We start from the raw sequence: 16,970 nt of genomic DNA on the forward strand, positions 1-16,970 counted from the left end.
TATGAAATATCTAATCACTCTATTTATTCCATTGCTCCTATTTTTCTCTTGTACAAATCAAGAGGAAAAAGGCATGTCCCACGAGCACGATGTAACAACGTATTATACCTGTTCCATGCATCCACAAATTATGGAAACCAAGCCAGGTAAGTGCCCCATTTGCTTCATGGATTTAACACCCATTTCTTCAGAACAGTTGCAAGGCAACACCATCAAATTAAGTACAGAACAAATTGCATTAGCAAATATTCAAACCAATGTTATTGGTTTTGACAACATAGAAAACCAAATTTATGCTACAGGTGTTGTTAAAGAAAATGAACGTTCGATTCAGTATGTAAATGCGCGTCTAGATGGCAGAGTTGAAAAACTGTTTATTAAAACAACAGGTGTATCGGTTATGAAAGGTCAAATACTATATGAAATGTATTCTGAAATGTTGACTGCAACACAAAGTGAATTTATTACAAACTGGAAATTGCTGGAGCAGAATCCAAACGATGAATTGCTAAAACGTATTTATCAAAACGCACAAACAAAACTTTCACTTTGGGGACTTACAAATCATCAAATTGAACAATTAAAAGTTCGATCGAAACCTCTAATACCGTATCCAATTGTTAGTACTGCCTCTGGCGTGATTAAAAAAATAAATATCTCGGAAGGTGGAACTGTAATGGAAGGTGATAATATATTTGAGTTGGTTGATTATACTACCTTGTGGATAGATGCGGAATTTTATGCAAATGAAATGAATACACATGATGCCATTGGTAAAATAGTTCAACTGCAATTTGATGGAAAAGCGAAAGGAAAAAGTAGTGGTCGTATCATCGAAATTCTTCCACAGGTATCCCCTTCTTCTACGGTAACAGTTGTTCGAATTGCTTTTGAAAATCCTTCATCCAATATACAACCAGGGATGCAAGCAAACATTATCTTTCAAAAAGAAAGCAGTAAAGCAATTCTTGTTCCTTCAAATGCAGTATTAAATGGTGCAAATGAAAATACAGTATGGATTAAAAATACCGATGGTTCTTATGAATCTAAAATGGTACAAGTTGGAGCAACCAATAGCAATTCTACAGAAGTATTACATGGATTAAAAGCAGGTGATGAAGTTGTAGTATCCGGTGCGTATTTACTTCAGAGTGAATTCATCTTTAAAAAAGGTGTAAATCCAATGGCAGGTCATGATATGAGTAAAATGTAAGAAACGATTTTTGCCGCTGTGTCTCCTCCGCGGCGGATCGATCAACCACTTATCGATATACGCTTAAATTATAATATTTGTAGAAACACAATATAAAAAGTATATTGAAATAGTATGTATAATTAATAAAGTACTAACCGTAAAAAATTTATTAAGGCTATAAATTATAGCGCTTAACAAGCTGGTTTAATAAAAACTTCTTTCTGATTAGAACTATAAGAATACGTATTCCATTTGCACTAGAAAAATTAAATTATTGCTGAGCACAATTATGATTAAAAATATTTTCTTTATTGTTTTTTTTACTATAAACATAAATTACAGCTATAGTCAAAATTCTATACACAAAGGTACTGTAAAAAAGGCTGGTGATTATTATGTGGAATTACTTAAAGGCGATGGAATACTAAACTTTTACGTAACCTCTGCCCTATCAGATTCTATTGATATAAAAACCTTAAAAGGTGAAGTCGATTTAAAATACGATCAACAGGAAACAAAGGAATCATTCGATTTAAAAAATGTAACATCCTTCTCTATTTCCATGAAAAAGTCATACTTCAAATCAGGAGAATTATTGATTATTATCAACGACAACAAATATTTAGTAAAATTCAAACGTTCAGACATTATAGATATTGAAAAAAATCAATACAAATCTTCCAAGCCATCCTATACACAACCGTCCCCTTCTCATCAAGGGCATACTCATTAAATTAATAATGAGTCAAATATAATTAGTAATGATACAGACTAATCTAGAAAATATACTTAAAGAATATAAGGCAGATAATGAATCTGTATACAATACATGGTTTATTAATAACGATGAACGGTTAAAAGCTTTTAGATCTATCAGAAGAGGTGTAATACAGGTAGTACAAGCAATTAAAGAAAATAGATTTGGCAATGATTTTAAAGGATCTCCGTTGGAATTTATTTTGACATGTATCACCGAACAAAAACAAATATTTGAAGGTGCGGCACACCCCTTCTATTGGAAACCCAAGTTACGTATTCCAGATATTTATGAAAATGAAATAAATAAAACTTTTTTCGGACAATTTCTGGAAAATTGTTTATTAGCTACTACAGAAGACCAAATCCTTAACGAAATTATAAAATTAGATCAACTTAAAATAAAAGGATTAGGGCCAGCAGTAGCGAATATAATATACTTTCTACATCCAACTATTATCCCTCCCTTTAACACAGCAATTGTTAAAGGATTTAATTATTTGTTTCAGGACAATAAAAAATTAGGATCATGGTCGGAATATTTAGCAATGCGTGTACACATTTTAAAAACAAATGAAGCAAATAAATCAATGTTGTCAAATGATCTTGGTGCAATAGCCGGAATGCTGTTTGAAATAGGATCAAAAAATATAATTATAAACGAACAGCAGATTATTTCTTTAGAAGAGAAAGAAAAGGTTAAGAGACAAATTAGAAAACGTCATTCTACTATTCTTGAGGAAGAAAAAGAAGAAAACTTTCATACAGAAATGCAATATCATCTTTTAAAAATTGGTGTTGCCTTAGGATACGATGTAATCAGTGCATCCAATGATAGAGGAAGATGTCATGATGGAAAGAATTTTTCTTTTATAAGCTTAGATTCTTTTCCTGATATAAATGTTGAAAAAGATATATACAATACTATTAAGCTTATTGATATAGTTTGGTTTGAAAAAGGTACAAATAAAATTGTTTGTGCTTTTGAAGTTGAAAAAAGCACCTCTATTTATTCAGGGATATTAAGATTGTGTGACCTATCATGTTCAATAATAAATAATGATTTGACATTATATCTTATTTCTCCTGATTCAAGAGAAAAGGAAGTACTGATGCAATTAAATAGACCTTCCATCAAATCTAATAATATACCAGTGTATTATATCCTTTTCTCAGATTTAAGAAACCATTGTGAGGCACTTTGTAAATTTGGAGACAGTAAGCAAATACTCAATAAAATCTCCAAAACTATAACCGTTTAGATAATATGAACTTTGATAATAATGTATTACATATCAAAAATATGGTTTGCCCCCGGTGCATTAGTGTAGTCGAGGATATTTTGCATGAACTAAATTTTTCATTTGAAAAAGTTAAATTAGGCGAAGTAATTTTAAATAATTTTTTTTCTAACAATCAAGTTTATACATTAAAAGAAAAATTAAAAAGTCACGGCTTTGAATTATTAGAAGATAAAAAAGGCAAAATCGTAGAAGCTTTAAAGACACATATCATTCAGCTTGTAAAAAATCCTAACTTTAACCATTCAACAAAATTGTCTAGTTTTTTATCTAAAGAAATAGGATACGATTATTCTTACATTAGTTCTTTGTTTACAGCTAATGAAAGAGTAACGATTGAAAAATATGTGATACTGCAAAAAATAGAATACGTAAAAGAACTTTTATCTTATGATGAATTAACACTTTCGGAAATCGCAGACAAATTGAATTATAGTAGCCTTGCGGCTTTATCTACTCAATTTAAAAGCATTACAGGAACGACGCCTTCACATTTCAAACTATTAACCTTTCATGGAAGAAAATCATTAGATAATCTCATTCCATAATTATGTAACATTTAATTTATATTATATAATGCATTTTTTTTATTCAATTGTAAATTTAAGAAGAGAGTTGATTTGTAACTTAATCTTCTAAAATAATTTATTGAATAACATTTAATACTTATAATTATGATTTCGATTAAAAATATATTTTTAATAGGTAATTTTTTTTGCCTATTTTCGATAACATTAACGCCGCAATTTTCTTACGCGCAAAATGAATCACGTTCAATAAAAGAATATACGCTTACCATAAAAAATGAAATGGTTAATTTAGCTGGAAAAGATATGCCTGCGATGACCATAAATGGAGGCATTCCAGGACCTACCCTTCGATTTACAGAAGGAGACTCTGCAGTGATTCATGTTATCAATGAAATGGATGTAGAAACTTCCATACACTGGCACGGAATCTTGATTCCAAATTTTTATGATGGTGTCCCTTACCTTACTACACCACCAATTAAAGCAGGAGAAACATTTACTTATAAATTCCCCATCAGACAAAATGGCACATACTGGTATCACTCGCATACAGCTTTACAAGAACAAAGTGGTGTATATGGATCTTTCGTAATTGAGCCTAAAGAAAAAACGCACCAGTACAATAAAGAGCTTGTGTTGGTGCTTTCCGATTGGACGAATCAAGAGCCAAAATACGTTTTAAAAAATTTAAAGCGAGGCAATGAATGGTATAATATAAAAAAACAAACCATTGCTCCATTAAACCGAGTTATCAAGCAAGGTGCATTAGGAGCACAATTAAAATTCTGGAGACAACGTATGGAGAGCGCTGATATTGCAGATGTATATTATAATGCTTTTTTATCAAATGGTTTGAAAAGTCATGAATATCCAGAATTTATTCCAGGAGATAAAATACGTGTTCGCATAATAAATGCTTCTGCTTCTTCTCAATATTGGCTGACGTTTGGAGGAAATGATCCCATATTAATTTCAGCAGATGGTATGGATGTGGTGCCTGTAAAACACAATAAAACATTTATTGCCATTGCAGAAACGTATGACTTTATAGTTGATATTCCTGCCTCAGGAAAAATTGAAATACGCGCCATGGCCCAAGATGGCTCTGGTACGACTTCTACATTTTTAGGTACAGGTAAAATACTAGCAGCAGCTGTTGTGCCTAAGCCAGATAAAATTGGAATGATGAAAAAAATGGGTGAAATGAAAATGCGCATGGGCGCACCGTCCATTAAATTAAATCCAGCAAATGAAAACGCAAAAAAAATCATGCATAATTGGGGTATGAAAATGAAAACAGACATGGGTCATGCTGATATGGATAAAAAAATGATGGATACAACATCTATGAAACATATGGGTGACATGGATATGAAAATGGATGATACCACAAAAATGAAAAAGAAAATGCCAATGAAGGGCATGAACATGTTTGCGGAATACAATTATGATTATTTAAAATCTCCTGTAAAAACTTCTTATACGAGTGAAAAACCTGTTGAAGAAATGATATTAAATTTAACAGGTAACATGTCTCGTTATATCTGGAGTATAAATGGTGTACCCTTATCGGAATCTGATAAAATTAAAATTGAACAAGGAAAAGTTGTTCGAATAACGATTAATAATTTAACCATGATGCATCACCCAATGCATTTCCATGGTCATTTCTTCAGAGTCATTAATAACAACGGTGCATACTCACCGTTAAAGCATACGGTAAATATTCCGCCGATGCAAAAAATAACAATTGAATTGAACCCAGATGAATACGGAGATTGGTTTTTTCATTGCCATGTGTTGTATCACTTGTCTACCGGTATGGCGAGAGTATTTAGTTATGATACGCCACGCGATCCAAGAATGAATGGTTATCCATTAAGAAAATTAATGAAAGAAGGAAATAAATTATATTTCTGGGGCATGACAGATGTTGCTTCGCATATGACAGGTACAAATCTTGTAGTATCTAATCTCAGAAACCAATTAACATTTGAGGGAGAATATGGTTGGAATAAAAATTTTGAAACAGAATTAACTTATGAGCGTTACTTGTATGATTACTTCAGAGTGTTTGCAGGGGTAAATATTGAAAATAAATATCCTAAAAATATCGAAAGCGCCTCCACAACTGCGATTGCAGGGATACGATTTTTTACACCCTATATGTTTAATCTAGATGTACGCATCGATAGTAAACTTAGACCGCAAATTAGCTTAAGCAGGTATCTTATGATTTTCCCAAGAACCATGCTTTATGGGAAATATGAATATCAAGTTGACGTTGGACTGTTAAATAAAGAAGATATAAATACCAATGCAGGAAAAAACTATTCCTCTCAAACTACTTGGTCTGTTGGTTTAAAATATTTTGTATCTAGAAATATTTCTCTAATGGCGAGTTATGACAACCGATTTGGCGGTGGTGGCGGTTTATCTATTCGATATTAATTACTCGTTTCTATGTTCAATGATTCTATAAACCTTAATTTCAGTTTTATAAGATATTCTGATCTGTCAAGTTGTATCTTTATTAAGAAATTAACTGTCAAAGCAATATAAAAACTCTTCAATTCAAAACCAATATTAATTGCGGTGGCTGTGTAGCCCAAGTGACTCCAATCTTAAATGCATTAGAAGGAATAGATAAATGGGATGTAGATACTAATGATCCGAATAAAGTTTTAACCTTCAATACTTCAATTCTGACTAGTGAAGAAATTAAGATTGCGCTAAATAAAGTAGGCTTTAAAGGAGATGCTTTATGACTTACAAATAATTACACCAAATACATTGCTTAAAAATAAAAAGCTTATGTACTTCGGAGACGATATGACACCATTATATGCAAGTACTTTAAGGTCAGGCCACCTTTAGTGATGATCCATTAGAGGTGGTCCTGATCGACAAAGCATTATGTCCTTTTTTGCTGAATTACTTGAAGCACATTATCAGGTTATTTTCTCAGACATTCGAGGATATGCGCAATCCATTTGCTACGACCAATCAAAACACACCTAGACACAATATGCTAAAGCTGTCATTTCATTGTCCTCGATAAACTTTCCAATCAAATGTTGATTTTTGTCTTTTAGATTTAATGCTTTTAAAAATCCCATTGTAGCTGCGATATGGATTGAAATAAATACTATTTCCTTTTATCCTTACAGTCCATAGAGAATGAGATTAAATTAAACATCTCCCTCATTCTGCTCCTTACTCTGCTGCCATACATACTTTCTATTTCTGAAGCAGAAAGATTAGTTGTGATATGAGTAATCATTTTCTTTTGTACAAAGAGATCGTAACGGCTTAAAAGAATCTCTGCCATGACGTTGCATTCATTGCCATAGTATTTGAGGTTGTTTTCTGTACCAAGATCATCAAAGCAGTATGTGCGTGGCCAGGTATTCTCGCCTTTACGACTGAAGGCATTTTTACTGTATTTGTGAATGGTTTCATATCCGTCCTGAATAAACTCAAAGCTTACTTCTCTACACGATCTCATCACATGCCTATTGGACTGATTGATGAAATTATTTAATAAGGTCATTAAAGCTGTTTTTCCGCAACCTACAGGACCTGATAACAGAATCCCTTTGCTTAGGCTTATATTAAACCTTGCTGCGTTAGCACTGTCTTTAATTGCATAAACAAGCAGTTTGAAAATAATTTCATAGTCAGCGGGATTGATTGCAAAGTTTTCTCCGAATTGCTCCTTGCCTTTTTTATTCAAGAACGTAATACATTCCTCAAAGTCATATCCCTTCGCCTGCTTCTTGCCTTTTTCGATTGAAGGACTGATGGCTTTTGCTTTTAGGTCCTTTTCTTTTGGAACCATTTCTTCTATGCTTTTGCTGTTACAGAGGCTCTGAATAGTCTTTATCATTTCCGGTATGGAGGTTTCCTGCTTTGAGCTGTTGCTGACTTGATTGCTTGGTTCTGTCATGTGAATTGAATTTGGCGGTGTTTAACATCCAGTTGCGGGCTGCAGCCTGCCAGTCTTTCATTGGTGCTTTACCTCCTACTTTCCATCCGTTGGATTGGAAATAGTTGTAAAACTTTTCGGCTTCCAGTTCCGGAAATTCTTTTTCTTTAAAAAAAATAAAAACTTCTTCAAGGGTTGGTGGGTGCACTGTTTCACTCTCTTTATTTTTATTTGAATTGTTTATATAAGGTAGTTTTACAGTTGGTTTTACAATTTCTGTACGAGTAGCTGTACACTTAGTTGTACAATCAGTTGTACAGAAATTGTAAAAGTTGATGCGTGTTCCATGCATAGGATTATGAGAAGGTATGTACTCCAAATACTGCCATTCATGCAATTCCCGAAGACATTTAGTATAGGTAGAAAATGAATTGATCTTGGCCGCTTTCATAATCTCTGTCCTGTTTATGGAAGTTGGATTCAAAAAACGGTTTGCATTCCACACCTGAAATAAGGCCATATACATGCTTATGTGAGAAGACAACAACCTGTTGTCTTCATAAAACAATTCCATGATTCTGTTAAGGTGCTTGATGTAGTTCATTGCCATATCTTTCAATATGATTTGGCTCTACTACTTACGCTTCTTATTTTTCTCCAGCATTTGGATTACATCTTCATGTTTATAATAAAGCGTGCCTCCAATTTTGGTATAAGGAAGCGTACCGATAATTCTTAGGTGTTGGAGCGTGCCGGGTGAGATTGCTAAGAGCTTTCGCACTTCCTGAGATTTTAACCAGGGTTTCTGTTGGTTGGATGTGATGGAAAAAAGTTCTTTTAATTCATTTAAAAGTTCGGTTTTGAAGTTTTTAAGATCTTCTTTAGTAATAATTTCTACTGCCATATTTGTATGTTTAAAATGTATGGCTCAAAAAGAGATAAAAATACTCAAGTAAAACAGTTACAGGGGTTCTACAACCCTTTGCAATCTTGATTGATTTACAGGCAGATACATGTAAACATTTTTGCAATTATTTTATTTGAGGTAAAAAAAATGGATATTTGTATATAATTAAAATTAATGGAATGAATTAAAGAAAAAAGAGATATATAAATATTGTTGGCTATAAGCTAATTAACTGTACTTAGAAAACGACCAATTTTAATAAGCATCACAGGAGAATTAGACTGAAGCTCACGCTATGCGTGGGCATTGGTTGTTCTTGTGATGCGGGTGCTTGGTCGTACCTCTAAGACGGAATGTATCGATGTCCCGCGCTATTTTTTTTAAAACAATGCCGGGACGCAAACCGTTAAATTATTTACAATGGACGTACCGACTGAAATCTTACACATACCCTATAAAGAATTACCGATAAGTAGCGGTATGAAACGCTTTTTTACGTTTCACAATATCCCTATTCTTGAAAAATTATTACAGATTCCACCCAAAGAGTTATTGGAGATGAAATGGTTTAATGCAAAGCTATACTACGAGCTTACATGCTTGCTTGAAGAGCATGGATTGATGAAGGATTGGAATAAATTAGAATAACAACTTATTCAATACTTTTAATAACATTCTCTAAAAGTTCCCTCACTGATTCCTTGGTCCTATCTTCAACATTATAATATTTGTTATGAAGGCTGTCAAAAGATATCTGATCTGTCTTTTTTGAACAAAATTTTTCACTCAATACATGGAGAATATCCATCTGTACTTTGTTCGTGACAATTCCTGATTTGTTCAATAACTTAAATAGGTAAGCGGTTTGAGCAACCGACATGGATGTTTCTATTTTGTGCACTCCTTTTGAAAGAATGGATTGTTGTTCGGGATTGTATTTCTTTTGCTTTTTACGGCATTGCTTAATTTCTATATTGATCCATTCATCCAATATTGGTTTTATATTAGGATATTCTGGACTAAACGGATTACCGATTTTTATTGGAATGGAACTAAAACGTTTGGTATAACTTAATAATACCTGCTCTTGGACGTATGGATTATCTTCCTGATGCAACTCTCCTATTATTTCGCTTACAATATATTTGAAAAAAGTTGGCGAATTGAAATTTTGTGAAATAAGAAAACTTATTACTACATCTTCTTTTAGAGAATTAATTGATAAAGAACAATCGCTTAGCCAGTTTTTCCAGAACTGGGAAACATAACTTACAAAATGAATTGTGCAGTATTTGCATTTCTCTGGTTCAATTAATGGTGCTATATGTTTAAACAACCGTTCATTAAAATTCGTTTTTATTGCATGTTTTATTTCTTCTATAAAATCAGCAAATTGATTAAATAGACTATGTTTTCCAAGGTCAGAAATAACAAGCATTTCATTCGTAAACCTTTGAAAATTGGTTTCTAAAAAATATAGAACCTTATCGCATTCTTTACATATTGAATCATTTTTTTTATATTCAATAAGTGCGAACTGATGATTCTGAATATACAGCTTAATCTCTTCTTCTGTTCGTAGTTTAAAAGCTGTTTCTCTAATCTCCTCAATAATAGTATTTACTTCGTCTTTGATTTCGTCACTATTATTCTCGATTAGGTTGTCGAAAAATTCCAAATTGTATTTCAATTAAAAATATATTTAAATAGCCTGGTTGTATTTCTACCTCATTCTAAAAGTCACTTCATTAACCCTTTATCAAAAAAAACAATAAAAAGTAACTCAAATCATGTAAAATAGTTTGTATTGTTAACGTATGGGATCATCGTATTATTTTTTTATCATTCAAAAATATTTTAATAAATATCACTATTCTTTATAGCTTAATTGAGCTTTTGATCACAAGGTTAAAATTGAATTCATCATACGTAATGTATCAAAAAAAGAACTTTAAATAGTTATTATTCAAGTTCTTTTTTTGATTATCTAATCCGAAAATTAATTAAAAATCAAATACTACTATATCCGTAAAAATACGTAATCTAAATACTTTAAAGACTTAATATAATAGTACTGATGATTATATCTTTATACTTCCTGTAGCTTCTTTATTAATCTGATTACTGATTTGACAAAGTCTAAAACAATAACATTTAAAAACCGATAGAACTTATGTGTGTTAATCTTTTATATAATCAATTATTTGAAATTTGTATTGATACCTATGAATATACTGTTATACTTTTTTGACCGAAATGTAAACAACTACTGTGCGCATCACCAACCCTATCAGGACTTGATTACTTTTAACATTGATTTTACCAATACTGACATAAGTGCTCCAAGTAGGACGATACCGGCACACCCTCCATGGTAATAATTCTTCATTATTAAATATATGTTGAATACGATGTCCCTTAGGCTTTCCAAGCTGTTTACCGTAGTTTGAATAACGGTCATCCATTGGGTGCATAGCTTCTCTTTCCCGAAATCTGATGATTAAATAATTATAAGAATATATATACTTGGGATAGTTTATCAAGACTTAATTTAATCCTTACAACAATTCAATGGTTTAAATTTAAAATTCTGTTAAAGGAATTTCAATTGTTAACATTTTTTTATCTATCTATGCACTCAGTCATTTTAATTAGAGTTTTAAATGTTTCCCAAGAAAGCAAGAAAAGTTTTTATAAGTTCCTTCGCATCTCTTCACAATAAGACCTTTGCAACCTTATATTTCGCTGAAACAATCAGCCTTTTAGGAGATGCTTTTACATGGGTAGGCCTAGCTTTGCTGTCATATCAATTTGGCATAGAAAAATCGGCTGTTATACTTTCTATTGCTTTAACGTTACGAGTTTCTGCCTTTATTTTATTCGCTCCATTTGCAGGAGTAGTAGCAGATAAAATTGATCGAAAAAAGATTTTATATATTACTCATTTTATCCGAATGGGTATTGTGTGCTTCTTCCCTTTTGTTGATGCTGAATGGCAAATTTATGTATTAGTATTTTTATTGAACATATTCAATGCTTTCTTTACTCCAACCTATAAGTCCATTATTCCGCATATAATAGATAAAGAGAATTACAGGCAAGCTATCGGCCTTTCTACAGCAACCTTTCAGCTCTTAGGTGTATTGGGGCCAGGTTTGGCTGGAATTGTCAGTGTATGGTTAGGTGCAAGATATATATTCTTTTTAGATGCTGCATCCTTTATCATAGCAGGCATTCTTATTCTAAAGCTTCCTGCTGATTCACTTAACAAAACCAAAGATGTTACAGTAAATGAACAAACACATTCCATATGGAGTGACGTTTTTAAAGGTACTCAACTTTTATTTTCTAATAAATTAATCCGCTTTGCACTCATCATTGAATTCATTTCAGCTATAGCAGGAGCTGAGATTCTAGTCAATACAATAGGCCATATAAAAAATGACTTTCATTTAACAGACAATTATTATGGTTGGGTTATGGCAGCCTTCGGAGTAGGTGCTGCTATAGCAGCTTTTGTTGCGGGCAATATTGACAAATCTAAAGGGCGTACAAAGTCTTTAATAATCGGAGTGTTAGTATTAGGGTTTTCTATCATTGCTGCTAATTATGTAGATTATTATATTTTATTATTTCTATGGCTGATTGCAGGACTGGGACAAAGTCTTGCAGAAATGCCTTCCGAAACATTAATTGGCGAAAATATTGAAGAGCAGCAACAAGGAAAGGTATATGGTGCACATTTTGCATTTTCTCATCTATGGTGGGCAATCGCCTACCCTATTGCTGGATTATTGGGAAATATATTTCCGCATGAAGATTTTCTCTATGCAGGTATATTATCCTTAGCTTTGTTATTAATTATAGTAGTGATTTATTCTTTTAAAAAATGGTTTACTAATTCTATGAGTTAATATTTGTGTAGATACACTAGCGTTTTGATATTACTCAAAGATACTCAATTGATTATCTAAATCCATGTTGTTTTTCTGTATTTCATACTTCTCAAACATAGCATTGATAGGCTTTTTCTCAAATATGCTCATACTTAATATTTGTAGAATTTCGTAAAGGCTATTTTGAATGCAAAATTTCTTCTTTGCTATTGCAACTAATACATAAGTGGCTATAGCAATCCATACTTGAGTTTTAACTGCATTTTCGCTTTGACCCCAAAAGGATTTTATTTTTAGATGTTGTTTAATCCATTTAAAAAATAATTCTACCTTCCATCTATTCTTGTATAACAAAGCAATCTCTGTTGCTTTAACTTCTAAGTTATTGGTAAGAAATATCAGTGTCTTAGAGCTCTCTGGATCAATATATTTTATTCGACTTAATTTAATTGGATAATATTTTAATGGGTAGTGACTTGAAAGTCGTATGATTTGATCGCACATAATTCCTTTCGATTTGTCACATTCATTAGAATAAATTCTATTGAAATTACAATTGTCTTTACTCCGAATGACAAAAAAAGCATCGCTAAGGTGTATTTTATATAATCGTTTAAAATCAAGATATCCACGATCTAATAAATAGATATTGTCTTTAGCGAAAACAATTTTGTCTAGAATATTTACTTCATGAATACTTGCATTAGTAATATGAATAAATTCAGGAATTGAAGTTTTAATGTCGAGTTGAACATGAACTTTTATTGCAGCTTTTGTTTGTTTAAATGTTGCCCAACAAAAAGTATTTAAACATAAATCAATTGTAGTTGCATCAATGGCAAATATATTATTTGTTAAAGTAAGGTCGGAAAAATTATCATTGACATAAAGTTCTTTAGCTTGACGAATCAATACCATAGCGTAGTCAGCAAATATTCTCCAATCTCGATTTTCATTTGCTTTGGAAAGAGTACTCTTAGAAATCAATTTACCTATGCCAAGATGATATAATTTATCTTCATTGGCACCTAAACAAATTATCGTATCACTTAAACTTTCTCTTTGTGTAATCTGACCGAAAATCATGCATAAAAACTGTTTCCAACAAGTAAATTCTTTTACTTTATAATTTCCATTATATCTATTTACACAGGTACGAAAGCTGGTTGTAGATAATAACGCAATTAATTGAGAAAAAGCATATTGACCTGAATTCATAACTTATTTGTTTATAATAAGTTAAATAGAATTAAAGTCTTTAAATTTTCAAATCGTGTTAGGTAATAATATTCTTGGAGGCCTTGTAAAATATAGAATGCAGAATTATTATATTGCTAACATCAAAACGCTAGTGGTGTAGATATTTATATAATTTGAGGAACCATTTATACCAATAATGGATTAGCTATTAAAATTAAAGTCATTCGATGAACACAGAAGAAAAATCACATTGGGATCATGTATATTCCACAAAAGGCGCTCAGGAAGTTAGTTGGACACAAGAAGTACCTAAAACTTCATTGGATTTTATTAAAAACTTTCAGTTGCCCAAATCAGCGTCCATTATTGATATTGGTGGTGGTGATTCTAAACTTGTTGATTTTTTATTAGAAGAAGGCTATACAGATATCACCGTCTTAGACATTTCTGTGAAAGCCCTTGAACGTGCAAAAGCAAGACTAGGTGATAAAGCTATACAAGTACAATGGATTGTTTCTGACATTACAGCGTTCAAGCCTGAAAGACAATACAACGTATGGCATGATCGGGCAACCTTTCATTTCCTTACTACAGCTAATCAAATAAAATCGTATTTGGAAGTTGCCAGACAAGCCATCAATGGATACATAACCATCGGAACATTCTCAGAGAACGGCCCTCTCAAATGCAGCGGATTAGATATTAAACAATATTCTGAACAAGAATTGGAAACATCTTTTGCAAATGGATTCAAGAAATTAAACTGTATTCAGGAAAACCATGTAACACCATTCAATACGATACAGAACTTCACGTTTTGTGCATTTAAAAGCAATTAATATAAATCTGGTACTAATGCGTGACTCTAATTTCAATGCTTCCCAAAATTTTATAATTCTTTGCAATCATTTTATAATAACTAATTCCCTTCTAATACGTTAGTTTGTATATACAATGAAAAGACTTCTCTGCATATCGCTTTTGTTCCTTTACATCACCTTTAATATAGGGCTGGTGGTAAATACATATTATTGCATGGGCAAAGTCGAATCCGTATCCTTATTTGACACATCAGCTAAAAAATGTGATAGCTGTGGTGAAATAATTGTATCTAAAAACTGTTGTCAGAATTCTACGGTATATTTTTCTATAGGTGATGATCAGGTATCTTCGCAAACAACGATTTGCATACCCGATTTTTCAGCATGTTCCGAAATAACACCTTTATATAGCATTCATGTAGTTGGCCATGCTGATGTAAACATACATGATGGTCAATTTTATGTGTTTGAAACAGGGCCTCCCAAAACGCCCTTATACATTCAAATACGCTCCCTTATTATCTGATTTTTCAATTGTAAATGTATGTTGGAATACTTTTGTATTCAACTTACACACTTCTTTATTTCCTTTCATTTCCCCCTTTAAATCGAACGCATATAACAATATAGTTTTTGTTATAATGCCAAGGGTGTGAATCGAAAAAAGGCATCATATCATTTATCCCACTATTTAAAAATCAAATTTATGAAACTTATAAAATTAATATCCGCAATTATATTCATGTTCTTTACAATCCATCTTCAGGCTCAGGTAAGTGGCAATTATAAGAACCAATTTGAGGCATCTTCTAAAAAGAATCAATCGTTTGTTCAAACAAATAATGTTGATGTAAAAGCAATCGCTCAGATAAGTTATAAAAATCAAAGTCATACGATTAAACACTTAGCTCAAATAAGCTCGTCAGAAGTATGCTCTATTTATAATGAAAAATGTGCCGCAATATCTCATATCGGAGATTATAAACATCCAAACTCCAACATCGTAAGCCAACATTGCACATTAGAGTACTGTGCACATGAAATACCACTTAAATGCTGTAAAATATAATTCTTGCTAATTGAATAAGCTGCGAAAATGGAAGCAATGCGCCTAATAAAGATAAAAGGGTTGTCAATATAAATATGAGGTAATTTGTACTCATTGGGAGTATCTTCCTTTCGTAGCTTATTTAAACTATTCACCACTAACTAATAAACAACATGAAAACTAAAAAAGGAATTCTATCAATTGTCTTTGCCTTGGTTGTATCACTATTTGCATTGCAGGTATCCGCAGCGATACAAGATGAAACATCTACGTTTAAAGTATATGGAAACTGCGATATGTGTAAGAAACGGATTGAAACAGCACTATTAAAAAATCCGAATGTTAAAAAAGCAACATGGGATACAAAAAGCAAAATGCTTACAGTAGTCTATGATCCTAAAATGATAAGTCTTGATGCTATTCATAAAATCGTAGCTGATGCAGGACATGACACCGATAAAGTAAAGGCTACCGATGCTTCGTATAAAAGTCTTATGGGCTGTTGCCAATACCAACGAAAAAGTTAATCCTTAACTATGAAAACTATATAATATACTATGAAAAAGATTTATCTGCCAATAATTACGATTTTCATGTTATCATTCGTAATTACATCTTGTCAAAGTAACGACACAAAAGTAAAATCGCCTGAAAACATGGATATGAACACAGAATCATCTGTGCAGTATACTTGCCCAATGCATCCCGAAGTTCTATCAGATAAGCCTGGCACTTGTCCTAAATGCGGCATGGATCTGGTAAAAAAGGAAGCTGCTATTAAAGCCGACAGTTCAATGAAAATGTAAATCAACAACTAATAAAGCTGTATATACTTGTTTAATGATAAGTGTATACAGCTTTATCCTTATAATAATCATAAAGACTATAGACTCCAAGGGCTGTAAAAGCCTTATATATTTTTATTTTAAACAAGTTAGTTAATCAAATTTGCCTCCGATTGATAAAATACTATATTTGTACAGTGAGATTCTGGATATCTATATTTAGCGTTTATATAATGATATTGGCTATGATGCCATGCTCAGATGCTATAACATGCAAAGAAGAAATATCCAATACTCAAAATAACGTTGAAAAACACGATCACAGCGAAGATGAAAGTGATTTATGTTCTCCCTTTTGTGTTTGTTCCTGCTGTGGCAACTATGTTTTTATGTTTATATCTAAAACAGTAAACATTGAAAAAATTGAAAAGGTAAACACGCCTATTTTTGTTTCTTTTTACCATATAGATTTCATTTCCTCTTATTACTATTCTTTCTGGCAACCGCCTAAAATTTAAGTATCTCCCCTATTTAACATTTCAAATTCATCAAATCATTTGTATTAAAACACAGATGCGTTTGTAACTATTCGTGTAATAATTT

The 16,970-nt window shown here is 32.1% G+C and carries 18 protein-coding genes; 13 read left to right on the forward strand and 5 right to left on the reverse strand.

Annotated elements, in window-relative coordinates:
- Nucleotide 1 precedes the first annotated feature (1 nt).
- The 5 genes from A3EE_RS0113510 (at nucleotide 2) to A3EE_RS0113530 (ending at nucleotide 6,233) form a co-directional block, all read left to right on the forward strand.
- The gene (locus A3EE_RS0113510; protein WP_083921274.1) at nucleotides 2-1,213 is read left to right on the forward strand and encodes an efflux RND transporter periplasmic adaptor subunit; all 1,212 of its coding nucleotides are present in this window, start codon (nucleotides 2-4) and stop codon (nucleotides 1,211-1,213) included.
- A gap of 271 nt (nucleotides 1,214-1,484) precedes the next feature.
- Nucleotides 1,485-1,928 (forward strand): hypothetical protein, encoded by a 444-nt coding sequence (locus A3EE_RS0113515; protein ID WP_018343980.1) that lies wholly within the window; start codon nucleotides 1,485-1,487, stop codon nucleotides 1,926-1,928.
- Nucleotides 1,929-1,956: 28 nt separating this feature from the next.
- On the forward strand, nucleotides 1,957-3,213 hold the full coding sequence (locus A3EE_RS0113520) for a hypothetical protein (protein ID WP_018343981.1): 1,257 nt from the start codon (nucleotides 1,957-1,959) through the stop codon (nucleotides 3,211-3,213).
- 5 nt (nucleotides 3,214-3,218) lie between these two features.
- Nucleotides 3,219-3,800: a helix-turn-helix domain-containing protein gene (locus tag A3EE_RS0113525; RefSeq protein WP_026209772.1), complete on the forward strand. Its 582-nt coding sequence runs from the start codon at nucleotides 3,219-3,221 to the stop codon at nucleotides 3,798-3,800.
- Nucleotides 3,801-3,926: 126 nt separating this feature from the next.
- Nucleotides 3,927-6,233 carry a multicopper oxidase domain-containing protein gene (locus tag A3EE_RS0113530; RefSeq protein WP_018343983.1) on the forward strand — a complete coding sequence of 769 codons (2,307 nt, stop codon included), beginning with the start codon at nucleotides 3,927-3,929 and terminating at the stop codon, nucleotides 6,231-6,233.
- Between the two features lie 697 nt (nucleotides 6,234-6,930).
- On the opposite strand, the gene A3EE_RS0113550 is transcribed toward A3EE_RS0113530, so the two are convergent.
- The 3 genes from A3EE_RS0113550 to A3EE_RS0113560 are packed head-to-tail and all read right to left on the reverse strand — an operon-like array spanning nucleotide 6,931 to nucleotide 8,614.
- Nucleotides 6,931-7,731: an AAA family ATPase gene (locus A3EE_RS0113550; RefSeq protein ID WP_245553846.1), complete on the reverse strand. Its 801-nt coding sequence runs from the start codon at nucleotides 7,729-7,731 to the stop codon at nucleotides 6,931-6,933.
- On the reverse strand, nucleotides 7,643-8,314 hold the full coding sequence (locus A3EE_RS0113555; RefSeq protein ID WP_026209775.1) for a hypothetical protein: 672 nt from the start codon (nucleotides 8,312-8,314) through the stop codon (nucleotides 7,643-7,645). Before A3EE_RS0113555 ends, A3EE_RS0113550 begins: the two co-directional genes overlap by 89 nt.
- 30 nt (nucleotides 8,315-8,344) lie before the next feature.
- On the reverse strand, nucleotides 8,345-8,614 hold the full coding sequence (locus A3EE_RS0113560) for a helix-turn-helix domain-containing protein (RefSeq protein ID WP_018343989.1): 270 nt from the start codon (nucleotides 8,612-8,614) through the stop codon (nucleotides 8,345-8,347).
- 423 nt (nucleotides 8,615-9,037) lie between these two features.
- On the opposite strand from A3EE_RS0113560, the gene A3EE_RS0113565 reads away from it, so the two are divergent.
- The gene (locus A3EE_RS0113565; protein ID WP_018343990.1) at nucleotides 9,038-9,265 is read left to right on the forward strand and encodes a hypothetical protein; all 228 of its coding nucleotides are present in this window, start codon (nucleotides 9,038-9,040) and stop codon (nucleotides 9,263-9,265) included.
- A 4-nt stretch (nucleotides 9,266-9,269) separates the two neighbouring features.
- Here A3EE_RS0113565 and A3EE_RS0113570 read toward each other — a convergent pair whose 3' ends face one another.
- Nucleotides 9,270-10,295 carry a hypothetical protein gene (locus A3EE_RS0113570; protein ID WP_018343991.1) on the reverse strand — a complete coding sequence of 342 codons (1,026 nt, stop codon included), beginning with the start codon at nucleotides 10,293-10,295 and terminating at the stop codon, nucleotides 9,270-9,272.
- A 985-nt stretch (nucleotides 10,296-11,280) separates the two neighbouring features.
- On the opposite strand from A3EE_RS0113570, the gene A3EE_RS0113580 reads away from it, so the two are divergent.
- Entirely contained in the window at nucleotides 11,281-12,531 is a 1,251-nt protein-coding gene (locus A3EE_RS0113580; RefSeq protein WP_018343993.1) for an MFS transporter, read from the forward strand.
- 30 nt (nucleotides 12,532-12,561) lie between these two features.
- Here A3EE_RS0113580 and A3EE_RS0113585 read toward each other — a convergent pair whose 3' ends face one another.
- Complete coding sequence (locus A3EE_RS0113585) at nucleotides 12,562-13,731, reverse strand: IS4 family transposase (protein ID WP_018343994.1); 1,170 nt, start codon at nucleotides 13,729-13,731, stop codon at nucleotides 12,562-12,564.
- Nucleotides 13,732-13,940: 209 nt separating this feature from the next.
- On the opposite strand from A3EE_RS0113585, the gene A3EE_RS0113590 reads away from it, so the two are divergent.
- The 6 genes from A3EE_RS0113590 to A3EE_RS22280 all read left to right on the forward strand — a co-directional run bounded on the left by A3EE_RS0113590 (nucleotide 13,941) and on the right by A3EE_RS22280 (nucleotide 16,885).
- The gene (locus tag A3EE_RS0113590; protein WP_018343995.1) at nucleotides 13,941-14,552 is read left to right on the forward strand and encodes a class I SAM-dependent methyltransferase; all 612 of its coding nucleotides are present in this window, start codon (nucleotides 13,941-13,943) and stop codon (nucleotides 14,550-14,552) included.
- A gap of 115 nt (nucleotides 14,553-14,667) precedes the next feature.
- The gene (locus A3EE_RS0113595) at nucleotides 14,668-15,060 is read left to right on the forward strand and encodes an HYC_CC_PP family protein (RefSeq protein ID WP_425386833.1); all 393 of its coding nucleotides are present in this window, start codon (nucleotides 14,668-14,670) and stop codon (nucleotides 15,058-15,060) included.
- A 180-nt stretch (nucleotides 15,061-15,240) separates the two neighbouring features.
- On the forward strand, nucleotides 15,241-15,603 hold the full coding sequence (locus tag A3EE_RS0113600; RefSeq protein WP_018343997.1) for a hypothetical protein: 363 nt from the start codon (nucleotides 15,241-15,243) through the stop codon (nucleotides 15,601-15,603).
- Nucleotides 15,604-15,755: 152 nt separating this feature from the next.
- Nucleotides 15,756-16,109, forward strand: coding sequence for a heavy-metal-associated domain-containing protein (locus A3EE_RS0113605; protein WP_018343998.1), 354 nt, complete (start codon nucleotides 15,756-15,758; stop codon nucleotides 16,107-16,109).
- Nucleotides 16,110-16,175: 66 nt separating this feature from the next.
- The gene (locus A3EE_RS0113610) at nucleotides 16,176-16,388 is read left to right on the forward strand and encodes a heavy metal-binding domain-containing protein (protein WP_169334025.1); all 213 of its coding nucleotides are present in this window, start codon (nucleotides 16,176-16,178) and stop codon (nucleotides 16,386-16,388) included.
- A gap of 176 nt (nucleotides 16,389-16,564) precedes the next feature.
- Nucleotides 16,565-16,885, forward strand: coding sequence for a DUF6660 family protein (locus tag A3EE_RS22280; RefSeq protein WP_425386834.1), 321 nt, complete (start codon nucleotides 16,565-16,567; stop codon nucleotides 16,883-16,885).
- Nucleotides 16,886-16,970: the final 85 nt, after the last annotated feature.

It is taken from the genome of Cytophaga aurantiaca DSM 3654, assembly GCF_000379725.1.
Lineage (GTDB): Bacteria > Bacteroidota > Bacteroidia > Cytophagales > Cytophagaceae > Cytophaga > Cytophaga aurantiaca.